The sequence below is a fragment of the Vibrio sp. M260121 genome (assembly GCF_036533715.1).
In the GTDB taxonomy this organism is placed as follows: domain Bacteria; phylum Pseudomonadota; class Gammaproteobacteria; order Enterobacterales; family Vibrionaceae; genus Vibrio.
Map to the genome: position 1 here is coordinate 1 of NZ_JATABF010000130.1, position 417 is coordinate 417.

The window sequence follows — 417 nt, forward strand, 5'->3', positions numbered from 1 at the left end:
CCGCTGATGAAGTCGTCGAAACCATCGTAATGCCCAAAACTACAAAAGTATGCATCTTTTCTCGCAGCAACGCATAATTCGAAATCATCAATGTTTATCTGCCGAAAAGCAACTTCCATACTTACCTTTTCCTTCAAGCACCTAACGCCGCATTAAGGTGTGAGCAACGCTACCACGAACCTAAACCATTGCGCCGAAAACACGAAACCCAACCTTGAACTAAAAATGCCAAGCGTTGGGAATCACTCTTAAATGCTTTGTTAGCATACTTGGATTCAAGTACGAAGTGCGACACCTCTGAACATAAAAACAGTGAGATGCGATAATCATGAAGTTTGCTCCCGCCAAGAAGTAAAAAACATGAAATACACGCACCTCACTGAGAACGAAAGGTATATGATTTCTGCGCTCAGAAAG

The 417-nt window shown here is 42.4% G+C and carries 1 pseudogene; it reads right to left on the bottom strand.

The window, feature by feature from the left end:
- Positions 1-119: pseudogene (locus tag QTO06_RS25445) on the bottom strand (GNAT family N-acetyltransferase); the annotation flags it as partial.
- Positions 120-417: the final 298 nt, after the last annotated feature.